Origin of the sequence: Arthrobacter crystallopoietes, assembly GCF_017603825.1 — a bacterium.
In the GTDB taxonomy this organism is placed as follows: Bacteria; Actinomycetota; Actinomycetes; order Actinomycetales; family Micrococcaceae; genus Crystallibacter; species Crystallibacter crystallopoietes_B.
This window is the reverse complement of record NZ_CP072014.1, coordinates 570,711-593,143: the sequence shown is the minus strand read 5'-3', so window position 1 is coordinate 593,143 and position 22,433 is coordinate 570,711. Positions and strand designations below refer to the sequence as shown.

18 protein-coding genes are annotated in these 22,433 nt (G+C 64.4%); 11 read left to right on the top strand and 7 right to left on the bottom strand.

The features are described from left to right. Positions 1–52 precede the first annotated feature (52 nt). From J5251_RS02855 to J5251_RS02840, 4 genes are all read left to right on the top strand, one after another. Entirely contained in the window at positions 53–2,449 is a 2,397-nt protein-coding gene (locus J5251_RS02855) for a multicopper oxidase domain-containing protein (protein WP_244250772.1), read from the top strand. A 97-nt stretch (positions 2,450–2,546) separates the two neighbouring features. Continuing rightward, positions 2,547–3,527 (top strand): S1C family serine protease, encoded by a 981-nt coding sequence (locus J5251_RS02850; protein WP_244250770.1) that lies wholly within the window; start codon positions 2,547–2,549, stop codon positions 3,525–3,527. Positions 3,528–3,700: 173 nt separating this feature from the next. Then, positions 3,701–5,434 carry an ABC transporter ATP-binding protein gene (locus J5251_RS02845; protein ID WP_208575103.1) on the top strand — a complete coding sequence of 578 codons (1,734 nt, stop codon included), beginning with the start codon at positions 3,701–3,703 and terminating at the stop codon, positions 5,432–5,434. Between the two features lie 134 nt (positions 5,435–5,568). Beyond that, positions 5,569–7,467, top strand: coding sequence for an ABC transporter ATP-binding protein (locus tag J5251_RS02840; protein ID WP_208576028.1), 1,899 nt, complete (start codon positions 5,569–5,571; stop codon positions 7,465–7,467). A 111-nt stretch (positions 7,468–7,578) separates the two neighbouring features. On the opposite strand, the gene J5251_RS02835 is transcribed toward J5251_RS02840, so the two are convergent. After that, positions 7,579–7,839, bottom strand: coding sequence for a GlsB/YeaQ/YmgE family stress response membrane protein (locus J5251_RS02835; protein ID WP_139005522.1), 261 nt, complete (start codon positions 7,837–7,839; stop codon positions 7,579–7,581). 115 nt (positions 7,840–7,954) lie between these two features. Between J5251_RS02835 and J5251_RS02830 the strand changes: the two genes are divergently transcribed. Both J5251_RS02830 and J5251_RS02825 read left to right on the top strand, forming a co-directional pair. Next, positions 7,955–8,773 (top strand): CPBP family intramembrane glutamic endopeptidase, encoded by an 819-nt coding sequence (locus tag J5251_RS02830; RefSeq protein WP_208575102.1) that lies wholly within the window; start codon positions 7,955–7,957, stop codon positions 8,771–8,773. 44 nt (positions 8,774–8,817) lie between these two features. After that, the gene (locus J5251_RS02825) at positions 8,818–9,192 is read left to right on the top strand and encodes a LysR substrate-binding domain-containing protein (protein WP_348272978.1); all 375 of its coding nucleotides are present in this window, start codon (positions 8,818–8,820) and stop codon (positions 9,190–9,192) included. 122 nt (positions 9,193–9,314) lie between these two features. On the opposite strand, the gene J5251_RS02820 is transcribed toward J5251_RS02825, so the two are convergent. Continuing rightward, positions 9,315–10,667 (bottom strand): multicopper oxidase domain-containing protein, encoded by a 1,353-nt coding sequence (locus J5251_RS02820; RefSeq protein ID WP_208575101.1) that lies wholly within the window; start codon positions 10,665–10,667, stop codon positions 9,315–9,317. A gap of 1,042 nt (positions 10,668–11,709) precedes the next feature. On the opposite strand from J5251_RS02820, the gene J5251_RS02815 reads away from it, so the two are divergent. Next, positions 11,710–12,129 (top strand): hypothetical protein, encoded by a 420-nt coding sequence (locus tag J5251_RS02815; protein WP_208575100.1) that lies wholly within the window; start codon positions 11,710–11,712, stop codon positions 12,127–12,129. A 110-nt stretch (positions 12,130–12,239) separates the two neighbouring features. Here J5251_RS02815 and J5251_RS02810 read toward each other — a convergent pair whose 3' ends face one another. Next, positions 12,240–13,172 (bottom strand): LysR family transcriptional regulator, encoded by a 933-nt coding sequence (locus J5251_RS02810; protein ID WP_139005514.1) that lies wholly within the window; start codon positions 13,170–13,172, stop codon positions 12,240–12,242. A gap of 170 nt (positions 13,173–13,342) precedes the next feature. Then, the gene (locus tag J5251_RS02805; protein ID WP_205676820.1) at positions 13,343–15,088 is read right to left on the bottom strand and encodes an L-aspartate oxidase; all 1,746 of its coding nucleotides are present in this window, start codon (positions 15,086–15,088) and stop codon (positions 13,343–13,345) included. A gap of 74 nt (positions 15,089–15,162) precedes the next feature. On the opposite strand from J5251_RS02805, the gene J5251_RS02800 reads away from it, so the two are divergent. Then, entirely contained in the window at positions 15,163–16,140 is a 978-nt protein-coding gene (locus J5251_RS02800) for a LysR family transcriptional regulator (RefSeq protein WP_208576027.1), read from the top strand. Positions 16,141–16,669: 529 nt separating this feature from the next. Here the strand turns inward: J5251_RS02800 and J5251_RS02795 are convergent. Then, positions 16,670–17,266 carry a TetR/AcrR family transcriptional regulator gene (locus J5251_RS02795; protein WP_208575099.1) on the bottom strand — a complete coding sequence of 199 codons (597 nt, stop codon included), beginning with the start codon at positions 17,264–17,266 and terminating at the stop codon, positions 16,670–16,672. Positions 17,267–17,338: 72 nt separating this feature from the next. Here J5251_RS02795 and J5251_RS02790 point away from each other — a divergent pair, with 72 nt between their 5' ends. After that, positions 17,339–18,526 (top strand): MFS transporter, encoded by a 1,188-nt coding sequence (locus J5251_RS02790; RefSeq protein WP_208575098.1) that lies wholly within the window; start codon positions 17,339–17,341, stop codon positions 18,524–18,526. 44 nt (positions 18,527–18,570) lie between these two features. Here the strand turns inward: J5251_RS02790 and J5251_RS02785 are convergent, their stop codons facing one another. Beyond that, positions 18,571–19,014, bottom strand: a complete 444-nt coding sequence (locus tag J5251_RS02785) for a CGNR zinc finger domain-containing protein (RefSeq protein WP_244250769.1) — start codon at positions 19,012–19,014, stop codon at positions 18,571–18,573. Between the two features lie 317 nt (positions 19,015–19,331). On the opposite strand from J5251_RS02785, the gene J5251_RS02780 reads away from it, so the two are divergent. Both J5251_RS02780 and J5251_RS02775 read left to right on the top strand, forming a co-directional pair. Further along, on the top strand, positions 19,332–19,904 hold the full coding sequence (locus J5251_RS02780; RefSeq protein WP_208575097.1) for a GNAT family N-acetyltransferase: 573 nt from the start codon (positions 19,332–19,334) through the stop codon (positions 19,902–19,904). Positions 19,905–20,006: 102 nt separating this feature from the next. Further along, a complete protein-coding gene (locus J5251_RS02775) occupies positions 20,007–21,452 on the top strand; it encodes an MFS transporter (protein ID WP_208575096.1) in 1,446 nt (481 codons plus the stop codon). A gap of 32 nt (positions 21,453–21,484) precedes the next feature. Here J5251_RS02775 and J5251_RS02770 read toward each other — a convergent pair whose 3' ends face one another. Next, on the bottom strand, positions 21,485–22,420 hold the full coding sequence (locus tag J5251_RS02770; protein WP_208575095.1) for a 5'-3' exonuclease: 936 nt from the start codon (positions 22,418–22,420) through the stop codon (positions 21,485–21,487). Positions 22,421–22,433: the final 13 nt, after the last annotated feature.

The window sequence follows — 22,433 nt, the reverse complement described above, 5'->3', positions numbered from 1 at the left end:
TAGGTGCAGTACTTCTTGTGGGGATTAGTGCTTGCATCGAGAGGCTGCAGTCATGGGGAACGGTCTAATCAATTTTTTGCGGCGCGGAACGGCGCCCGCCACCAACGTCAGGACCGGTTCTACCGGGTCGGCTGGCGTGCTGGATCTCTACATCAATGAGGGCTTTGTGCCCATGGTCGACGGCGCGTTGGTGTACCACCGTGGTTTTGGAGACCGCCAGACGGCCCCTTCGGATCCGAACCCGAGCTTGAGGATAGCTCCGCGGATCTTTACCCAATCGGGCAAGGTCGTCGAGAGCCGTACCTATCCGCTGGGGCGGCCGCTGCCGCCTCATGGCAGGCCCGCGCCGGAGCGTCCGGATCCGCAGGAAGAGTACTACTACCTGCCGAAACGCCGGTACTGGGCCAGCTACTTTCCGGAGCGGACCATTATCGCGGAGGTGGGAAGCACTATCAGGCTGCGCATCCACAACCGTCTTTCGCAGCCCCACGAACTGATGATCCACGGCGCAGGACCGGACAGGGGCGACAAGACCAGCGGACCCATTCCCGCCGGCGCGACGGCGACTCTGAACCTGGAGGCCCCCGCTCCGGGAACGTACCTCTATGCAGATCCCACCAACGGTGCTGTTGAACGAACACTGGGCCTCTACGGGGCACTGGTAGTTATCGACCCTGCCCGGGCTTGGCATCTCGGCCCGAACGGGCCGGAGTTCGAGCGCCAGTGGCTGTGGATGTGCCACAACGTGGTGCCGGAGTGGGCCAGCGTTGCCTCCCGGGGCGGCAAGCTCGACAGCATCGGAACGGACGTAGCACCGCGCTACTTCAACCTGAATGACGAGGCAGGCTTCCGCTCCCTGGGCGTCTCCGACGACCCTGAATTGAACGAAGAAAGGGAGGAAGACAGCCTTCCCTCAGGTTTCCCCCGCTTGACGGATGTGCGGAACTTCAGCCAGTCGCCGGCCGCGGGAACCGTCCGGACCGGACAGCTGATCCGGATGGTCAACGCCGGCATTGTGGGACACCAACTGCACTACCACGGTAATCATGTCTGGGTCGTACGGGAGAACGGGCGGGACTACCCGCGGGAGAAGGGCACGGTGATGGCGGACGGCCACGTAAGCCTCCAGCAATGGGAAGACACCGTTGCGCTTTCACCGCTTGAACGCAAAGAAGCGATTCTGCCGATGGTGCGCCCACCGGACTGTGTCGACGCCGTTTGGGAAGCTCGCGAGGAAGACTGGCGCTACCCCATGCACTGTCATGCGGAACCGTCGCAAACTGCTGCGGGCGGTCTGTACCCGGGCGGCCTGGTGGCGGACTGGGTGCTGGCTGGTGAACAGGAGGCCGAGGCACACCATACATACGAGAGCCAGGTGGACTTTGCTTCCGACCAGCCGCATGAGGGCAGTCCGGAAACCCTGTTCCGACAGCAGCCGGACGTCTCGATGACATTCGACTTCTTCAGCCGTGAGCTCGAATTTCCGGACGGCTCCGAGCACGAGGTGTGGAGCTTTGCGACCAACAGCAAGGACCGCGGCCTGCCCGGTCCGCTGGCGCGGTTCACGGAAGGCGACATCTTCCACGGAACCATCGAGCCGAGCAAACGCGTACACACCATCCACTGGCACGGCCTTGAACCCGATCCACGCAACGACGGGGTGGGCCACACCTCCTATGAAGTCACAGGCCACTACACCTACCAACTGAGGCCGGACATCGGGGTAGCCGGCAATCCGAACCGCGGTGGGTCCGGTACGTATTTCTACCATTGCCACGTCAACACGCCGCTGCATGTCGAGATGGGCATGTTCGGTGTGGTCATCGTCGACCCGGCGATAGACCGGACGAACCCTCCTACCCCGGGTACAAGACGCGCGTTCGTCGACGGCCCGGAGTACGACATCGCCACCGAAACAGTGCTGCTGCCCTATTCCCTGGATCCGAGCTGGCACGAGAAGAACCACGCCGCAGGCCTCTCCGGCGAGGACGCCGGCCTGAACCGGTTCAAGGCAAAGCATTTCTATACCCTGGGCGGCGTCATCCCCAAGAGACCGGGTGGACGCCGCGTCTGGGCCTTCTCCAGCATGAAAGCGAATCTGGAGGGCAACGGACGCGCGCCCACCCTGGTCCGCATGGTCAACGTGGACTATTTCCCCACCTTGACGGAATTTACCGATATGAAGGGCAATCCCGTCGCGATGGCCGATCTAATTGCGCATGACGGGCGTCCCTTCCGCAATACCGCCGATCCCCACGGTCCGTCCACGCCGGTCTGGTCCAGCAAATATCCGCTCCGCACCAGCAAGATAGCTTCAGGAGCGGCGGAAAAGTACGACTTCCTGCTGCGCCCGCCAGCACGCGGCAAGTACCTCATGCACATCAGGTTCCTGTCCTGGGTGCCCGGGCAGGTCCGGGCGACCAAGACGATAACCATTAACGCCGAATAGGATTTCGGAAGAGTTCACCGAAGGCGTAGCGTCTGCTGGATCAACCACGGACCCAAGGTGGTTTTAATAGATCACCAACAGTTCGAGGAAGTGCGCTGTGAACGCAACACCCGGCGTCGGTCCAGCCCCCGGCGCCGAAGACCCGCTTGATGCCTACTCGCGGACCGTCATCCGTGTGGCGGAATCCGTTACGCCGCATGTGGCTGCCATCGAGATGGCGCGCCATGGCCGCAACGGTCCGGTCCGGGTGGGTGCCGGTTCGGCTGTGGTGTTCACCGAAGACGGTTACCTGCTGACCAACGCGCATGTGGTCGCCCGCGCGAATGAAGGGCGGGCAGTATTTGCGGACGGAAGCGCCGCGGACATCGACATCATTGGTGCCGACCCGCTATCCGATCTGGCCGTGCTCCGCGGCCTGTCGGCCACGCCGGCCCCTGCCCGGCTCGGCGACGCCGAAGCGCTGCGGGTGGGACAGCTGGTCATCGCGGTCGGCAACCCGCTGGGCCTGAGCGGTTCCGTGTCCGCAGGGGTGGTGAGCGGACTCGGCCGCTCGATGCCTGCCTGGTCCGGCGGGAGCAGGCGGGTGATCGAAGACGTCATCCAGACGGACGCGGCCCTCAACCCGGGCAGCTCCGGCGGCGCGCTCGCCGACAGCCGCGGCTACGTCGTCGGCATCAGCACGGCCGTGGCCGGCGCTGGTCTGGGCCTTGCCATCCCCATCAACGCCACTACGCGCCGCATCATCTCCGCCCTGCTGACCGACGGTCGCGTCCGGCGTGCCTACCTTGGCCTGGTCAGCACCCCGTTGCAACTGCCGGCCACCATCAAGCTGCGCAACGGGCAGCGCCACGCCCTGCGCGTCGTCGAGGTCATTCCCGGTTCGCCGGCCGCCAAAGCCGGCCTGAAGCAGGGCGATCTGGTAGTCAGCGCCGGCCGCCGTCCGGTGGCAAGCGCCGAAAGCCTGCAGAAGCTGCTCTTTTCAGACGCCATCGGTGTGCCCTTCCCGGTCACAGTCATGCGCTCCGGTGCGCTGGTGGATGTCATTGCCGTCCCGGAGGAGATGACCGAATCCGTCTAGCTGACCGAGCGTCCCTGCCCGCCGAAGATCCTCCTTTCGACTGATAGACACTGCCCGATCGCGGGCATACGCTAGGGTGCGGCCTTTCTGGCGGCGCCGGACGGCAACTGCGGTCCCTGCGCGGCACTCCCGCATCCTGGCTTTATCACTCACGATCCCGAGGAACAGGCTTCATGCTGATCAAACTGGTCCGTCACTACATACGGCCCTACCTGTCACTGGTCCTGGCGGTGGTCATCCTGCAGCTCGCGGCGACCATCGCGGCCCTCTACTTGCCTAGCCTGAACGCCCAGATCATTGACCAGGGCGTGGCCCGCGGCGATACCGAATACATCTGGAACACCGGCATGGTCATGCTTGGAGTCAGCCTGGTCCAAGTAACGACGGCGATCGCCGCGGTCTGGTTCGGGTCCAAAGCGGCCATGGCCGTCGGCCGGGATGTGCGCAAGGGCGTCTTCCACAAGGTATCTGGCTTCTCGGCCCAGGAAGTCAACGGATTCGGTGCGCCCAGCCTGATCACCCGCGGCACCAACGATGTGCAGCAGGTCCAGATGCTGGTGCTGATGGGCCTGAACTTCATGGTGGCGGCTCCCATCATGTGCATCGGTGGCATCATCATGGCGCTGCGCGAGGACCTTGCGCTCTCCTGGCTGGTGTGGGTATCCGTGCCGGCACTGTTCGTGGTCGTTGGTTTCCTTGTCTGGCGCCTGATGCCGCTGTTCCGGTCCATGCAGACCAAGATTGACAACATTAACGGGGTGCTGCGCGAGCAGATCACCGGCATCCGAGTGGTGCGCGCCTTTGTCCGCGAGCCGTTCGAGGCTAAACGCTTCGGCAAGGCCAACCGGGAACTGACGGACGTGTCCCTGGCCGTGGGCTCGCTGTTTGTGCTGATGTTCCCGGCGATCGGGATGATCCTGCATCTGGCCACGGCGGCCGTGCTGTGGTTCGGCGGGCTGCGGGTGGACGCGGGGGAGATGCAGGTGGGCGCACTGACCGCGTTCCTTCAGTACCTGCTGCAGATCCTGGTGGCGGTCATGATGGGTACGTTCATGGCGATGATGATTCCGCGCGCCTCGGTCTGTGCCGAGCGCATCGGCGAGGTGCTCGGCGTCAAGCCTTCCATCCACGAGCCGGAGCAGCCGCTGCAGCCGGTGGACAAGGCCGGCGTGGTGGAGTTCCGGAACGTATCCTTCGCCTATCCGGGCGCCGAAGCTCCCGTGCTCAACGACGTCAGTTTCACCGCCCGGCCAGGGCAGACCACCGCCATTGTGGGCAGCACCGGGTCCGGCAAAAGCACGCTGATTTCCATGCTGCCCCGGCTTTTCGACGTCGGCAGCGGGGAGGTCCTGCTCGACGGTGTGCCGATCACCGGCATGGCGCGCCCGGACATCACGGACCGCGTGGCGCTGGTGCCGCAGCGGCCGTACCTGTTCTCCGGCACCATCGCGCACAATCTGCGGTTCGGCAACCCCCAAGCGCACGACGACGACCTCTGGGAAGCCCTCACCGTAGCCCAGGGCGCGGATTTCGTGCTGGCCAAGGAGCACGGGTTGAACTCGCCGGTATCGCAGGGAGGCACCAACGTTTCCGGTGGACAGCGCCAGCGGCTCTGCATCGCACGGGCGTTGGTGGCCAAGCCCAAGGTGTACCTGTTCGACGACTCGTTCTCGGCGCTGGACGTGGCCACTGATGCGCGGCTGCGGGCGGCGCTGAAGGCCAAGACCAAGGACGCCACAGTGATCATCGTGGCCCAGCGAGTCACCACCATCACTGACGCGGACCAGATCCTGGTGATGGATCACGGGCAGATCGTCGCCCGCGGCACCCACGGGGAACTGCTGGAAACCTCGCCCACCTACCAGGAAATTGTTGATTCGCAGACCCAGGCGGAGGAGGTGGCATGAGCACGGACAAGGACATCCGGCAGGACGACGGGCCAGCCGTCGATCCGGTGGCGGCACCCACTCCCGGCGCGGCCGCGGACGCCGAGGCTCAGGTCCTCGAGGAGGAATTCCAGCCCACCGAGGCCGACGGCGACATGTTCGGCGGCACGCCGGCGAAGAAGGCCAAGCATTTCTGGCCGTCCGCCAAGCGGCTCTTCGGGTTGCTGAAGCCGGAAAAGGCAGCTATTGCCGGGGTGCTCGCGATGGTGATCATCGCCGTCGTACTTAATGTCATTGCCCCGAGGGTCCTCGGCAACGCAATGGACGTGATTTTCAACGGCGCCATCGGTAGCAACCTGCCGGCCGGCGCCAGCCAGGAACAGGTGATATCGGGGCTCCGTGCGCAGGGGCAGGACCAGTTCGCGGACCTGCTGTCCGGCATGGAAATCACGCCGGGTGCCGGCATCGATTTCGAGCTGCTGGGCCGGCTGATTGCGATTGTGCTGGGCATGTACGTGGTGTCCTCGCTCTTTATGTGGCTGCAGGGCTACGTGCTGAACAAGGTGGTCATGCGCGTGGTCTACAACCTGCGCCGCGACGTGGAAGACAAGCTGAACCGGCTGCCGCTGAACTACTTCGATACCCGCCAGCGCGGCGATCTGCTCTCCCGGGTAACTAACGACGTCGACAACGTCCAGCAGGCGCTGCAACAGGCCTTCGCGCAGCTGGTCATGTCTGCGCTGAGCCTGATCGGCATCACGGTCATGATGTTCATCGTCTCCTGGCAGTTGGCCGTGATCGCCCTGATCGCGCTGCCGCTCTCCGCGCTGGGCGCCGGCCTGATCGGTGCACGAAGCCAGAAGCTCTTCGCCGCCCAGTGGAAGAACACCGGGCAGCTGAACGGTCATATCGAGGAGTCCTTCAGCGGGCATGACCTGGTGCGCGTTTTCGGCCGGGAGAAAGAGTCGCTGGCTCAGTTCGACGAGAAGAACGAGGAACTCTACAAAGCCTCCTTCGGCGCGCAGTTTGTCTCGGGCATGATCATGCCCGTCATGCAGTTCATCTCGTACCTGTCCTATGTGGGGATCGCAGTGGTAGGCGGGCTGCGCGTGGCGTCCGGCTCCATGACCCTGGGCGATGCGACGGCGTTCATCCAGTACTCCCGTGAGTTCAACCAGCCGCTGAGCCAGATGGCCGGCATGGCCAACATGCTGCAGTCCGGCGTGGCCTCCGCCGAGAGGGTGTTCGAACTGCTCGACGCCGAGGAGCAGGACCCGGACACTGCCACCAAATCGCTGCCGCCCAAGACCGACGGCCATGTGGAATTCGAGCACGTCAGCTTCAGCTACACGCCGGACAAACCGCTGATCGAGGACCTGTCCTTCGCCGCGAAGCCCGGCGAAACCGTAGCGATCGTGGGGCCTACCGGTGCCGGAAAGACCACGTTGGTGAACCTGGTGATGCGCTTCTACGAGCTGAACTCCGGCCGGATCACTCTGGACAACGTGGACATCACCCAGCTCAGCCGGGCCGAACTGCGCTCCAAGGTGGGCATGGTGCTGCAGGACGCCTGGCTGTTCGGCGGCACCATCGCGGAGAACATCTGCTACGGCAACCTCGACGCCACGGAGGAGCAGGTGCTCGAAGCGGCGAAGGCCACCTACGTGGACCGCTTTGTGCGGGCGTTGCCGGACGGCTACGACACCGTAATCGACGAAGATGGCAACAATGTCAGCGCCGGCGAGAAACAGCTGATCACGATCGCCCGCGCCTTCCTGGCCAACCCGTCGCTGCTGATTCTGGACGAGGCCACCAGCTCCGTGGACACCCGGACCGAGCTGTTGGTCCAGCACGCCATGGCGGCCCTGCGCACTGACCGGACCAGCTTCGTGATCGCTCACCGGCTCTCCACGATCCGCGACGCCGACATCATCCTGGTGATGGAGGACGGGCAGATCGTGGAACAAGGAAACCATGCAGCACTGCTTGAAGCCCAGGGCGCGTACTACCGGCTGTACATGTCCCAGTTCGCCGCGGCGGCAGACACAGTGTAGTTGACGACGACGTCGAAAGACCCGTCAACCGGCGTCTCCGGCGGACAATGCCGGTGGCCGGGTGCTCTATCGCACCCGGCCACCGGCCATCAATCTCTAATCCGAAGTGCTCTAGCGGCGGACGCTCCGGCGGCCGGCCATGCCTTCAGCTACGCCGATCAGGAGCACTGCTGCGATTACGGCAACGACAAATCCAAGAATGTTCAGCTCGAAGATGTCGCCGGTGCCAAGCAGGTTCGCGATCACGCCACCAATGACTGAACCCGCCAGGCCCAGCAGCAGCGTGGCGAGCATGCCCAGATGCTGTTTCCCAGGCTTGATCAGACGTGCAAGTACTCCGATGACGAGCCCAGCGATGATAAAACCAATCATGTTGCCTCCTTATAGGTTCGCTAAACAATAAGCATACTTAGTACAGCTTGGCAAAATACCAAGAGGCCGTGCGAAACGGTTTCGCTGTAACGCGCGACGCTGACATGCTTGTGGGGTGGCAATGATCTCGACCGAAGCGGCACGTACCGCGCTCAGTTGGAAGCTCCTGCCGGCGGTCCTGCTCTCGGCATCCGGGGTGCTGCTTTTCGGCCTAGAGAATGACCCCGCTGGTTACAGCCTGCTCGGCATCAGCTTGGTGGCGGCCGCGTTGATCGACCGTGAATTCCTGATGCATCTCGCACTCGTCGCAGCGGGCATGGTTATTATCAGCCTGGTCCCGCTGAACGCTGATTTGAGCATCGGGCACATGGCACTGATGGGCGGTGCGCTCGCCTTGGCCGTGCTCGTTCCGTGGCTGGTGTCGCGGTTTGTTTACCGCGAGAGGATCATCAAATTTCCCGTGAACACGGGCCGTAAATGGCCGCTGGCCGCGAAGCTGTACCTTATCGGTGTTATTGCGCTCGGCTACTTTATTCTCCCGGGGTACTTGATCAGCACCGGCGTCTACCAGAACTGGCCGGACGCATCCGACCCCACTATCTTCTGGCGGCTCTTTCTCGGAGTGAACGCTGTTGGTATCTGGGACGAGCTGTTCTTTATCTGCACCACCTTCACCCTGCTGCGGCGGCACTTCCCGGATTGGCTCGCCAATATCCTGCAGGCCGTGATCTTCTCGTCCTTCCTGTGGGAGATCGGCTACCAGGCTTGGGGCCCGTTACTGACATTCCCGTTCGCGCTGCTGCAGGGCTACACGTTCAAGCTCACGAAGTCGTTAACGTATGTCGTGTCCGTGCACTTGATCTTCGACTTCGTCCTGTTCCTCGCACTGGTCCACGCACACAACCGCGACTGGCTCCCGATCTTCTTTTACTAAGTCCCTCTTCCGCAGTTTTGTCATGGCTGCACTAGTCGGTCAGTCTGGCGGAGTTCCACGACGGGCCCTGGGTCTGGCTGCCGCGGCACATCTCCCCGGATTATCACGACGAACTCGTCGCAGCATGCCGTCTGGCAGGCTTCAGCCCCGAGGCCCAGCACTACGCCAACTCCATCCACTCCCAGCTCGCCATGGTCAGGTGCGGGCTCGGTGTAACACTCGCCCCCGAGTCCTCGGTCAGGCAACAGCCGCACGGTCTCGTCTGGCGGGAATTGCGCCGCCGCGTCGACCTCGTGGAGCTCTCGTGGTGGTCCGCTCAGGAGGCCAGGAGCCCTTCGTCCAACACTTCATCGCCTGCTGCAGCCACGAAGGGAGCGGCGAGGGAATGGCCGCACCACTCTAGCCGGTCAGAGTCATAGAGGAACGCGAACCGCTCACCGTTGCCCGTGGAGCCTTCGGTGACGTCGGAGGCAATGACCCGCGAGTTCGGTCCGAGGCGCTGGAGCAGGAACCGCAGCGCTTTGGCGCTGCGCCGAATTTCCTACACGGCAACCTCGGTAAAGCGCCGCATGATTTCCGCGCTGCAGGCCACCGCATGCCAGTCCCTTTTCGGTGAACTTTTCAGCCCGGCCCAGTCCGCGAGGAGCCCGCCGGGGTAGAGCCCGCCGGCAGCTGTTTGGGAGGGCTCGGCGTGGCAGTGCATGGGGTATTTCCAGTCTTCCTCGCGTGCGTCCCAGACCGCGTCCACGACGTCCGGCGGCCGGACCATCGGCAGGATGGCTTCCTTGCGTCCCAGGGGGAAGAGTGAGACCGTGTCTTCCCAGTGCTGCAGGCTGACGTGGCCGTCGGCCATGACGGAGCCGTTGATGCGGGGAAAGTCCCGCCCGTTCGCGCGGACGACCCAGACATGGTTGCCGTGGTAGTGCAGCTGGTGATCGACGGTGCCGGCGTTGAGCATCCGGATCAACTGTCCGGTGCGCACCGTCCCCGCTGCGGGGGACTGGCTGAAGTTGCGAACGTCGGTCAGCCTTGGGAAGCCTGAGGGCAGGGTGTCTTCTTCGCGCTTTTCGTTGAGTTCGGGGTCTTCGCTGATGGCCAGGGACTGGTAGCCGGAGAGATCGTTCAGGGTGAAGTAGCGCGGCGCGATATCGGTACCCGTGCCGGTGACCGTGCCGCCGCGGGAAGCGGCCGCAGCCCATTCGGGCACGACGTCGTGGCAGATCCACAGCCATTGCCGCTCGAATTCGGCGCCTCCGGGGGCCAGCCGCCAGGCATGGGCCGGGTCGATGACGACCAGTGCGCCGAACAGCCCCAGGGCCCGTTCCACCGGCGCGTTCGTCGGATCGGTGTACAGGTAAGTGCCCGGGACGGGGTTCTTCAGGACCAGGGATCCGGTAGCCCCGGGCCTGATCGGGCCGCTGGCCACGTCGGTCCGGTTCGGTCCGGCACCGTGGATGACCAGCTCATGAACCTGGGACAGCCGGTTATGGATCCGCAGCCGGACGGTGCTGCCGGTCTCGGCGATGATGGTCCGGTCCGGAAAATAGCTCGCCCAGTGGGCCCGGCGGGGCAGGTAATAGCCGTCTGCCTGGGGATCGGTACGCTGCGGCGCGGGCCGGCCGGAGCGCGGCAGCGGCCGGTTCAATGGATAGGTGCGGCTCCGGACCAGGCGGCCAGCCGCGGTGAAGACCCGGGGTGCGGCCATGAGGCTGGGATCCGGGTCGTTGACTGCCGTGGGGCGGTCGCCGAACCCGCGGTGGTAGACCAGGGATCCGTCCACCATCGCCCTGAGGCCTTCGTTGATGTAAAGATCCATCACCGCCGCGCCCGGCGCCGCAGTACGGGCAGCGGAAGCGGCAGACGCTTTACGCCCACCAACACGCAGAAAATTCAACAGTCCCGTCTCCCCCATGGCCACGGCCCTTTCTCTCAAGCACGCACGAACTTCACAACCGAAAGCATGCTCACCCGTTGTGTCATGCCGTTCTTGGAAAAATGTTGACCCGTCACCCATGTCGGCTCGGGCGGTGGGTTGGAGCGTAAGGATGGGCGAGGCCCGCTAACGGCAGCACAGCACCACGGGCTCGTCCCAGCCGCTGCCGGTGCTCCCCGGTAACAGGGATCTGGGGTGCGTCCTGCGTCGTCAAACGCTCAAAGGATGAGCCATGCTTAGTGCGTTGGACGCGGATCGGAACGGTATCCGGGTCCGACAGCAGCGTCTTCGTTAAGGCGGCCGGGAACCCGGCCCGAGTGGCGACACCTGGGAACTGCGGCAACGAAATGGCTCGAAGTGAGTTGGCTAGGGGCGGCCTGACTCCGAGCCATTTCGCACATCCGGGACCTGTATGACATGCCTGTCTTCCTAGGAAGGCCTCAAGGCGCTTCCCACGGCCCATAGCGTCGGCAACGGAATGGAGAGACCTTCACCTGGGCGCCGTTACCGGCGTTTGAATCGCCCTTGGAAACGCGCACGCCAGGCGAATTGCCCGTTCCGGCCCGAGTTTCCGAGGCCGATCCCGCGGGACAAGAAATACCGCAGATTGCGGCTCCGCAAAGGGGTCAGGTTGTTTGTATTTCGGGGTTGGGTCTACTTGGCCTCCGTCTTTCCGGAAGGCGCTGATCATCCCGTTTGGCTCCATGTAAGCGCAGGGGAAATGCGCCGTTATCGGCAGCGGTTGCCCGCGGGCGCCGCAACTGATCAGGACGGGAGCCCGACGTTGATATCGCGCGTGAAAAGCCTTTCTGCATGGCGCGAGGATGCGATGGTGCCGGGTGCTTGGGAGGGTTTCCTGAGTCTGTCTTTTTGAAGTCGGCGCGAGTCGGCCTTCCATGTTTAGCTTTGCTAAACCCTACCTGCAGAATAATGCAATTGCTCTAAAGGGGAAGGGTGGAGATTATGGTCTCGTAAAGACACTTTTGTTGGAGAGGGAAAAGCAATGTTGGTGGCAGCTCTGGGCTGGTTGGGGACAGTCGGAACCTTCATGGCGTACGCCATGCTGTGGAAGGGTTCTGTCACCTCAGAGTCACGTCGGTATGCGGCTCTCAACGTGGCCGGCGGCTTGATGGGCGGGAGCGCTTGCGTGCTCTACGGGGCGTGGCCGAGTGCGGCGTCCAACTTCGCCTGGGCTGCCCTGGCCCTCTATGCCAGTATTGCCGCATACCTCCGCCGCCGCCCCGGCCTCATGGTGTCCGAGACTCCCGGTCCGACACAGGCGCCATATCGACACACACCGGTCACCGCCGTCCTGGACGTGGTCGCCGTCAACAATCCACTTGCTGCCGCCGCGCCCGTCACTGGCTCTTGCCATGCCTCATTGCCAGCCCGGGCGCACGGATCCGCGACTGTGCTGACATAACTTCCCGACCTGGAGCGCCAGTAGCCGCCTTGGCAGCACCAAGCCGGTAGCCCGGCGCTCTTCGGGACGGACGATCAGGACGGCAATCGACAGTCGGCGCGGCCGGGAGTTCAGGGCCTCTGGACCACCGCGTGCGCGTCGAACGCAGCAACCGATTCCCGAAGAAGGCGGGCGACTGTGTCCACTGGCCCGTTGACGGACTTTCGCCGGTCGAACCGCCGCAGAACGATGCGTCGGGTACCGAGACCGGGGACATCCAGGACGTCGACACCGTCCTGGACGACACCGCTCAACGCCAGGGCCGGGACGACGGCAACTCCTTCTCCCGCGGCTACCAGCGCGAGGGCGGTCAGCGTCTCCTGGTACTGATGGACTGTCTTTGCCTGGCCTCCTGTTGACCTGTGGAGCCGGCCGATGACTGAAGCGTTGGCGGCTGAATGTTCGACGCCGATCCACGGAAGCGGCAGCCGGGCAAGGTCGACGTTCTCGGTGTCGATAAGGGCCTCGGAGGGAACGACTAGCTTCCACGGCTCGTCCAGCATCGGCTCCTCGGACATTCCGGCGGGTAGCGAGCGTTGCGCCGCCGTCGCTGAGTCCAACTCGACCACCACGGCATCGAGCTCGCGCTGACGGAGCATTCGGATTAACGCCGGGAGGTCGTCCTCAAAGATCCTGATCTGCAGTTGGGGGTATTGGACACGCCATTCGGGCAGGTGAGGGATCACTATTGTCCGGAGGAAGCTGGTAAATCCGCCCACGCGCACGATTCCTGCGAGCTCTGCCCCGCCTTCCATCCGGGCGCGTGCGACGTTGAGAGCACGCTCGATCTCCTCGGCAGCCTCCGCTATCGCCAGCCCGGCAGGCGTCAGCACCGAGCCCTTTGGTGTCCGCACGACCAAGGCGTGTTTCGTCTCGTCTTCCAACTTGTTGAGCTGCTGGGAGACGGCCGAAGGCGTAATCCGCAGTTCATCAGCGGCGGCCAGCACACCGCCCGTACGCGCAATCGCCAGAAGCACGCGGAGCCGGCGCGGATCTATATCCATTCAGTATTCATAAACTAAGACTCCAAAAGACTGCAACTCCTCTAAACGCGGCCGTGACGCTCGCGGCCTTCCTCTAAGTTCATCGCCCACCGGGCTCGGGCTGAAGAATTCACCGAACCCGCCAGTACGCCTTGGCTTTCAGCGTGTGGATTGACGTGTGGTTGTAAGGGTCACTCGACGAGCTTGCCGGCTACCGAATCGTCAGCGACTGCTTCGGCCAGGTCCCGGAAGGAGTCCGGGGCCGGGGTCAGGGCCTCGAAGCTGACCCCTTCAGCCGGTGACCAGACGAAGTTGCCCTGCAGCGCCGGATCCGTTTGGGGGAAGTCCGCACGGTTGTGGCAGCCCCGCGTTTCACGCCGCTGGAGGGCACATTCGAGGGTGGCGCGGGCCGCGAGGAGTGAGCCCAGGAGGTCGTAGGCGTGGGCAAGGTCGTCGAACCCGGCGATGTCCGGATGCGCGGTGACGTGCCGGGCGCGCTCTTCGAGGGCGGCCAGTTTGTGCAGGCCTTCCTGCAGTCCCTGTCCAGTGCGTACGACGCCGGCGTGCTCGGTCATGAGGTCGCGCACTTCACGCTGCAGTCGCCGGGCTGATTCGGTTCCGTGCTCACTGAGCAGGGACTGCATTTCGGCGCGGGCCAGCCCGACCGCGGCCGGATCGCGGCGGACAGCGGTGCGGGAGGTGACGTATTCGGCGGCGTGCTCGCCGGTGATGCGTCCGTAGACGAGCAGCTCTATTAGCGAGTTCCCGCCCAGGCGGTTGGCGCCGTGCAGCCCGGAGGAAGCTTCACCGATCGCGTACAGCCCGTCCACGCCCGTGCCGTGGTCTTCCGGGGCTACCCAGACTCCGCCCATGGAGTAGTGGGCGGTCGGAGAGATCTCCATCTTCGTTGTGGTGATGTCCAGCATCTGCAGGTCGATCAGGGTGCGGTAGACGCGCGGCAGTTTCTGCAGGATGACTTCCCGGGGCAGGTGGGATACGTCCAGGTAGACGCCGCCCTTCTCGGTTCCCCGGCCCGCGGCGATCTCGGTGTACCCGGCCAGGGCAACCCGGTCGCGGGTGGAGAGCTCCATGCGCTCCGGATCGTAGCGTTCCATGTAGCGCTCACCGAGCGCATTGGTGAGGATGCCGCCTTCGCCACGCGCTGCCTCGGAGACGAGGGTGCCGGCGGCGTCGTCCGGTTCCAGCAGTCCTGAGGGGTGGAACTGGACCAGCTCGGCGTCCCGGATCCGGGCGCCGGCCAGAGCGGCAAGGCGGAAGGAGTCCCCGGTGTTCTCATCCCGCCGGGAGGAGGTGTGCCGCCAGATGCGGGTGTGTCCGCCAGCGGCCAGGATCACCGCATCGGCATGGATCTGCACGGGCGTGCCGTCCACGATGTCGAATCCGTAGGCACCGAAGACGGTATGGTCGGCCACCAAGAGGCGGGTGATGTAGATGCTGTCGATGATCTGCACGTCCAGTTCGGCCGCGCGGCGCATCAGAGTGCGCTGGATTTCCAGTCCCGTGTAGTCACCGGCATAGGCGGTACGGCGGTACTTATGGGCACCGAAGTAGCGCTGGGAAATCCGGCCGTCCTTTTCCCGTGCGAAAGGCATGCCCCACTTCTCCAGGTCCTCGATACCGCCGGCCGCGTTGCGCGCCACCGTCTCGACGATGGCCGGGTCGGCAAGGAAATAGGACTCGCGCAGGGTGTCGGCGGCGTGCTGCTGCCAGCTGTCCTCGGCATCCATGGTGCCCAGCGCGGCGTTGATGCCGCCGGCGGCAAGGGTGGTGTGCGCGTCGTGCTTGCGCCGCTTGCCCACCGCCAACACCTGGACGCCGCGCTGGGCCAGTTCGATCGAGGCGCGTAGCCCAGCACCACCGGTACCGATGACGAGGACGGAAGTGGACATCAGGCGTTCGGAAGCGTATGTGCTCATATCCACCATGCTAGGAAGGCCTTTATCATGAGTCCAATGCATTATTCACCTTGTACCCATGCGAAAAGGCTATGATGAAACTCGACCAGTTATCTTCCTTCGAGGCCGTGGCCCGGATGGGCCACTTCACCCGCGCTGCCGAAGAACTCTTCCTCGCCCAACCGTCCCTGAGCCGGCAGATCGCCGCGCTGGAAGCCAACCTGGGTGCAAAACTATTCCGCCGCGGGCCGGCCGGAGTGACGCTGACCGACGCAGGCGAAATTTTGTTGCCCATCGCCCGACGGATGCTCGCTGACGCGCGCGCGGCCCGCGAGCAGATGGACGAACTGGCCGGGCTGCGCCGCGGCCACGTCCGGCTCGGTGCTCCGCCGACCCTGTGCGTCTCACTAGTCGCCGACGTCCTCGCGGCTTTCCGGGCCGCGCACCCCGGGGTGGACCTGCACATCACGGAGGCCGGCTCACGCACCCTGGTGGACGCGCTGAATGAGAACGCGCTGGATCTGGCCCTCATGGTCACCCGCGGGACGGAACCATCCGTAGCCGGCACCGAACTGATTCCCCTGCTTTCCGAAGAACTGGTAGTGATCTCGGCCGCAGGCTCCCCGCTGCCAAGACAGGCGAAGGAGCAACGGTGCCAAGACCCGGCCCCGACCGAGCTCACCTTGGCGGAACTGGCGCAGATCCCCCAGGTTGCGTTCAACCGCAGCTACGACCTGCGCGTGGCCACAGACGCCGCATTTTCCGCCAGCGGACTCACCCCGACGATCGCCGTCGAGGGCGCCGAGATGGACGCGGTGCTCCGATTCGCTGAGCGAGGACTGGGAGTGGCCGTGGTCCCGGCGATGGTAGTCATCGGCCGACCCACGTTGGACAGCACCCGCCTGGTAAGCCCGCAACTGACCCGAACCGTCAACCTGGCCCGACGCAGCGACGTCGAACCCTCAGCCGCGGCCGCGGCCATGCAACAGGTCGTCTTCGACACCGTGGATCGGCTCACCGCTCCCGGCACGGACCTGGCGCGTCTGGTTACAGCCGCACCGCGAAACCGGTAAGGGCGGCCAAGCCCAAGCGGGCGGAGTATCCGTCGGCACTGTCAAACGGCCCCCAGCACTGACATGTTCAACTATGTGGGATCGGCATGCAGGACCATGCCATCGACCGCCCGTTCTTTGATGCCGCGCTGCAGAAGGGGGGCTCGGGATCTAACGATATGGCCGGGCAGGAAATGCCTCGCAATCTGACCGAGCATTTCCACGTGCTATGGCGGCCATCATATGCACCGTTATTGGCGGTTGCCGTGGCAGGCGCCTCCCTTCGCGAAGGAGTTATGGGTGTGGGCTGCGGACCCGTTGACGAGAGACTCCTACTGCGGATTCTTGGGCCATGGTCTACTGCACGAGCACCGTCTTCGTGGGTGTTTAGGAAACTGGCGGCTTGCACGAGATGCGTGCAAAGGTGACCGAGGCGCTCATTGCCGGGGCTGATTCCATCATCATCGCCGGCGCCTTATCCACGGAGCTTGGTCACATGACCGCTGGACAGTCCAGGCCCGCACACCGGTCAGGAAGTGGCGGCAGCTTCTTATAACTGGGCGGGTGGAAGCTGCCCGGCATGAGACGCGATGATCGATCGCGCAGCGTTGCGGGCATGCGCGATTGGCTCGGAAGGTGCGCCTCGCAGAAGACTGCTGAAAACCCCGTTGTAGAGGAGCAACAGCACCGCGGCCGTGGCGCCCGGATCCTGGCACTGGGCCTCGCGGGCCAATCGCGACAGCCGCTCGTTGATCATCTGTGTGTCCTGGCGAATCAGTTCAAACACCGGATCGGTCTGCCCCTTCTCCGGGGCAGGCCTTTCGGAGGCTGTGGCCAGGAAGCAGCACCACTGGGTCGGCGCGGCTGAAGCGCGGAAGGAATTGGTGGCGTCGAAGACCGCCAGCAAGCGCCCTTCCGGGGACGTGGCGGCAGCTATCGCCTCATCCCAGTGCCTAGTCCAGTTCTCCAGCCGGCGGGAGAGAACCTCGCGGAGGAGATTGTCCTTGGAACCGAAATGCTTATAGAGCGTCACGATCGCCACGCCGGCTGTTGCGGCGACCCGGTCCACGCCCGTAACTGCGATGCCTTCCTGGAAGAACAACGTCTCGGCAGCATCAATGATGCGGGTGCGGGTATCCTCGGCCATACCTTTAGCATAACGTTGGTTATGGCATAACGATCGTTATGCAGGGGAGGTGCGGCAATGTTAGGAAATCGCGTGGACCGCCGAACCAGGGCCGGCCTATGGGCGGCGGTGGCGGGAATGCTGCTGATCGCTTCCACATATGGGATGGCCCGGTTCGGGGTCGGCCTCTTTGCCCCGCACCTGACCACGCAACGGCCAGACCTCGCGGGGGTCCTCGGCTGGGCAGCGGCTGCACAGTTCACCTCCTATTCGCTGGCCGCCGTGCTGGCCGCCCGGTTTGTTGATCGGCGCCCCCGTGCCGGTCTGGTGCTCGCCGGTGCCACTGCGGCCGTGGGATGCATGGGCGTGGCCGTTGCCTCGACTCCGGGGGCGTTCGTCGTCGCGGTTTTCATCGGCGGCATGGGAGGCGGCTTCGCCTCTCCTGCACTGGTGCCGGTCATAGACGCGGTCATTTCCCCTCACGCCACCGCGACCGCGCAGTCGGTAGTGAACTCCGGAACGGCTGTGGGCGTGATCGGAGCCGGCATAGTGGCCTCGACGGCCGCTTCGATCGGATTGGCGTGGGTATTCATGGCGCTGTTGTGTGCAGGGACGGCGGTGGCGGCCCGGTACCCCGTCCGGGCACGCGCCGGTCTCGCCGCCTCCCGCCGCCGGACCCCTGGGCCATCGTCTGAACCAGCTTGGGGTCCGTGGCGGTTTCTCGTCGTCCCGGGCATCGCGGCGGTGATCGCAGGTGCCGGTTCATCCTTGATCTGGACGTTCGGGCCGTTACTGATCACCGACGCCGGTTCCGTGACTTCCGAGCGGGTCGGATGGCTGTGGATCGCCTTGGGACTGGGCGGAATCCTGGGCACCCTCACAGGAACGCTGGTCCAACACACGGGTACGCCGGGCGGATGGTGCTTCTGCGCGGGAGTCCTGTCCCTGGCAGCCGCTGGAGTAGCGGTGACCGTGGCAGCAGGAAGTGCGTGGACGGCCTACACCAGCATGGCTCTTTTCGGTGCTGGCTACATGGGCCTGTCAGGGGTGCTTATCCTCTGGGCGCGCCACGTCTGGCCCAGCAACGCCGGGGCGGGCACGTCCGTGCTCTTCATCGCTTTGGCCACAGGCCAAGCGCTAGGATCTGCCGGGTTTGGGCTGGGCCAGGATGTCCTGAGCCCGGTATTCCTATCGGCACTGGCCGCCAGCCTCTGCGCCGCGGGTGGTCTCACCGCCCTGCTCCGGAAGCCGCGGTCTTCCGGCAGAGAATTCACGGCCTGACAGTTTGCGCCGTTAGCGGTGTTCGTCCCTGGTAACCTGATCAATTAGCGGGAGCGGTGTTGCAGGGCGCCTTGCCGGCCGCGGTAGCGCTCTACGGCGTCTTTTTTGCCGCACCGCGCCGAGCAGTAGGCGCGGCGGCCACCTCGGGTGGTGTCCGCGAAAACCTGCCGGCATTCTTTCCTCGCGCAGCCGCCGAGACGGGCGCCTCCTGCCTCCGTTATGAAAATGGCCAGCCCTCCGACAGTCATCGCGCGCAGGCGTTCAACCACACTGTCACCGGTATCGGCGAAATGCATGTGCGGGAGCATACCGTCGTGGGTGGTCAGAAAGACCCGCCGAACCCCCTGGTCCAATAGGGTGTTGACCGCTCTGCAGCGCGCCTCCTCGTCTGGCGCGTCGTAAACTGAGCGCAGCAGGGGCACCCACTCCAGCAGTTCCCGTACGGCTGCAATGTCCAACTCGGGCTGCCGGAACAGATATCTGGTCACTGGGCGATAACAGTAGGGGCAGTAGCCGGACCCAACATGGTTGGTCCCGGAGCAATGCTGGCTGGCTGGGTCGGGATCCCCGCCCAGGCCGGTCCGTTCCTGATATCAGCGGCGGGAATGGTGATCGGCGCCGCCCTCTAGTGGCTGGCGCCGCTGTCACACTGCTGCGATTGCCTACTAGGCACCGCTGATAAACAGCACGTGACCGTCGGTCCGCCGGGAGACTCGGTCAGCAGGGCAGCCACAGGGGGGACCCAGCCCCACGGCCGAATTCAGCGGCCATTGTCAGCACGAGGCGTTGATGTCAGTGTGAATGCATGGTGATCGAGGTACGTGCGGCTACGGAGTTTAACGACGTGAAGACGATGCTCGGACCCAAGCGGCCGGAGGCCAATGTGTGCTGCTGTCTGAGCTATCGAATTTCATCCAAGGACAACATGGTGCTGCGAGGGCAGGAACGCGGCCAGCTTATGGAACACCTGTGCCGGCAGGAGCCGGCGCCTGGTGTGCTCGCTTATGAAGGGGATGAGGCGGTCGGCTGGGCAGCCGTGCATCCTCGCGCGGACACGAGCTTTGCACGCAACCGGAAGATTCCGTATGTCGACGACGTCGACGTTTGGTCGGTGTGGTGCATCCGAGTGCGGCCGGGGCACCGTGGCAAGGGCATCTCGCACCATCTGCTTACCGGTGCCGTCGAATTTGCGCGCGGGCAAGGCGCTCCTGCGATCGAGGGATATCCGGTCGACAACCAAGGTCAGAAGGTGGACCTCACCATGGCATACGTAGGAACGCGCAAGCTCTTCGAGCGGGCTGGGTTCATCAAGGCAGCCGACACCGACTCGGTGCTGAACGGGTTCCCCCGTGTCCTCATGCGGCTCGACCTTCGATAAGCAAGTTGTCAGTGGGACAAACGAATAGAGCGGCGGCTCAAGGTTCCATGGATATCCGCCGTCGCTCTTTCAACGGCTTTGCATCGGTTCTACGCTTGGAGCATGCCGCAGGAAGATCCCTCCTCCGCGGACCTTGAAACGGCGGACAGGCAAGCCGTTACCAATGCGACGCCACCGGAAGCTGGGCACCGCACGTTCATGCATGTGCTGGTCAATACGGCCCTTGCCAACGTGATCACCAGCTTTCTCTGGTTCGCCTTGACCTTCTGGGTGTACCTGGAAACCCGTTCCGTGCTGGCCACCGGTCTCATCGGCGGCGCCTACATGCTGCTCGTTGCATTGTTCGGCCTGTTCTTCGGCGTGCTGGTGGACCGCTACCGCAAACACGTGGTGATGGTGGGCTCTACGCTGTTCACCGTGGTCTGCTTTGGGCTGGCGGGACTGATGTTCCTGCTGGTTCCGGAAGACGCGTTGCTGAGCCTGACAGGGATCTGGTTCTGGCTCTTTGCCCTCGTGGTGCTCATCGGCGCCGTCATCGAACAGCTGCGCAACATCGCCCTGTCCACCACCGTGACGCTATTGGTGCCGACGGACCGCCGGGCTAATGCCAACGGCCTGGTCGGAACCGTGCAGGGGCTCGCGTTCATGATCACTTCCGTCTTCAGCGGATTTGCCATCGGGATGCTGGGCATGGGCGGGACGATCATCATTGCGCTGGTGGCATGTGGTGCGGTGCTGGTGCACTTGCTTGTCCTCAGGATTCCCGAGCCTCGGATAGTTCGTGCTCAGGAGCGCGAAAGTTTCGCCGAGCTGCGTGCCGGCATTGCGGCAGTCCGCGCGACCCAGGGTTTGTTCGCGCTGATCCTGTTCACCACCTTCAATAACCTGACGGGTGGGGTGTTCATGGCGCTCATGGACCCGTACGGCCTGACGATCTTCCCCGTGGAGATCTGGGGTGTGGTGCTGGGAGTGACGGCGACCGGTTTCCTGATCGGCGGCGGGATGGTGGCCAAGTTCGGGCTGGGTAAGAACCCGATCCGCACCATGCTGATCCTGGTGGCGTGCACCGGCGTACTCGGTGCGACGTTCACCATTCGCGAGTGGTGGTGGCTCTACGCGGTGGGCATCTGGATCTTCATGATGATCATCCCGGCAGTCGAGGCCGCGGAGCAGACCGTGATCCAGAAAGTGGTTCCATATGCGACCCAGGGGAGGGTCTTCGGGTTCGCGATGACGTTTGAGGCGGCGGCCGCTCCGATCACCGCGTTCATGATCGCGCCGTTGGCCGAGTTCTGGATCATTCCCTATATGAACTCACAGCCGGGGAGGCAGTTTTGGGGGTGGCTGCTCGGGGAGGGGGACGCCCGCGGCATTGCGCTAGTGTTCCTGGTGTCCGGGATCGCGTCGATCGTGCTGGGGCTCGCGGCCTTGCTTACGCGCTCGTATCGCCGGCTCTCGGTTGCCTATGCCACTGCCCCGGAGAGCGCGCCGCTGGCGGCTAGCGAGCGGGGTGCCTCCAGCGTTACTGATACCGATGACCCTGCCTGAGTGCGTTGCAAGGCATTCGGCGGAGCCGCTTTTCAATGGTGTTGGTCGAGCGCTGCGAGGAACCGCTTCATGGAGCCGCCGAGGTTCCAGTCCGTGGCTAGCCGCTCAAGTTCGGCGCGTGAATCACCGTCGACGGGGTGGAGTTGCGCGCCGGCCTCCTCAAGGGTCGCAAGCTTGAGGTCGCGCGCGACCTTGACGACGGCGGGTGCGACCTTCAGGTAGTCCGCGGCCTTGTTGAGCTTCGAGCGGACGGCGGCGGACAGTCCGCTTCCCGCGTCCGCAGCCGCGAGCAGCCCGTCGAGGGAGCCGTACTCGCCGAGCAGCGATGCGGCCGTCTTCTCACCGATGCCCGCAACACCAGGAAGGCCATCGGAGGCATCGCCGCGGAGGATCGCGTAGTCGGCATACTGCTCGGGCAGCACACGGTATTTGCCGACAAGCACCGCATCGGTCAGGACTTCGAGGTTCTTCATGCCGCGCGCGGTGTAGATCACGCGGACCTGACGGGCGTCGTCGACAACCTGGAAGAGATCGCGGTCGCCGGTGACCACATCCACCGGAAGGTCGGCGTGGCTCGCGTAGGTGCCGATGACGTCGTCGGCCTCGTGTTCCGTGGCCCCGACGACGGCAATCCCTGCCAGTTCGAGTACCCGGCGGATCATCGGAATCTGCGCTTCGAGCCCGGCCGGCACGATCTCCACGTCCGGAGCGCCCGCTACTACCTCTGCGACGCGGTGCGCCTTGTAAGTAGGGAGGAGGTCAACCCGCCACTGGGGGCGCCAGTCGTCGTCCCAGCACGCGATCAGATGCGTCGCGTGGTAGTCAGTGGTGAGCCGCGCGATCATGTCCAGCAAGCCGCGGACGGCGTTGACCGGAGTGCCGTCCGCACGGCGGATCGTATCGGGCATGCCGTAGAAGGCGCGGAAGTACAGCGACGCAGTGTCAAGGAGCATCAGGCGATCGGGCATAACTGATCCTGAC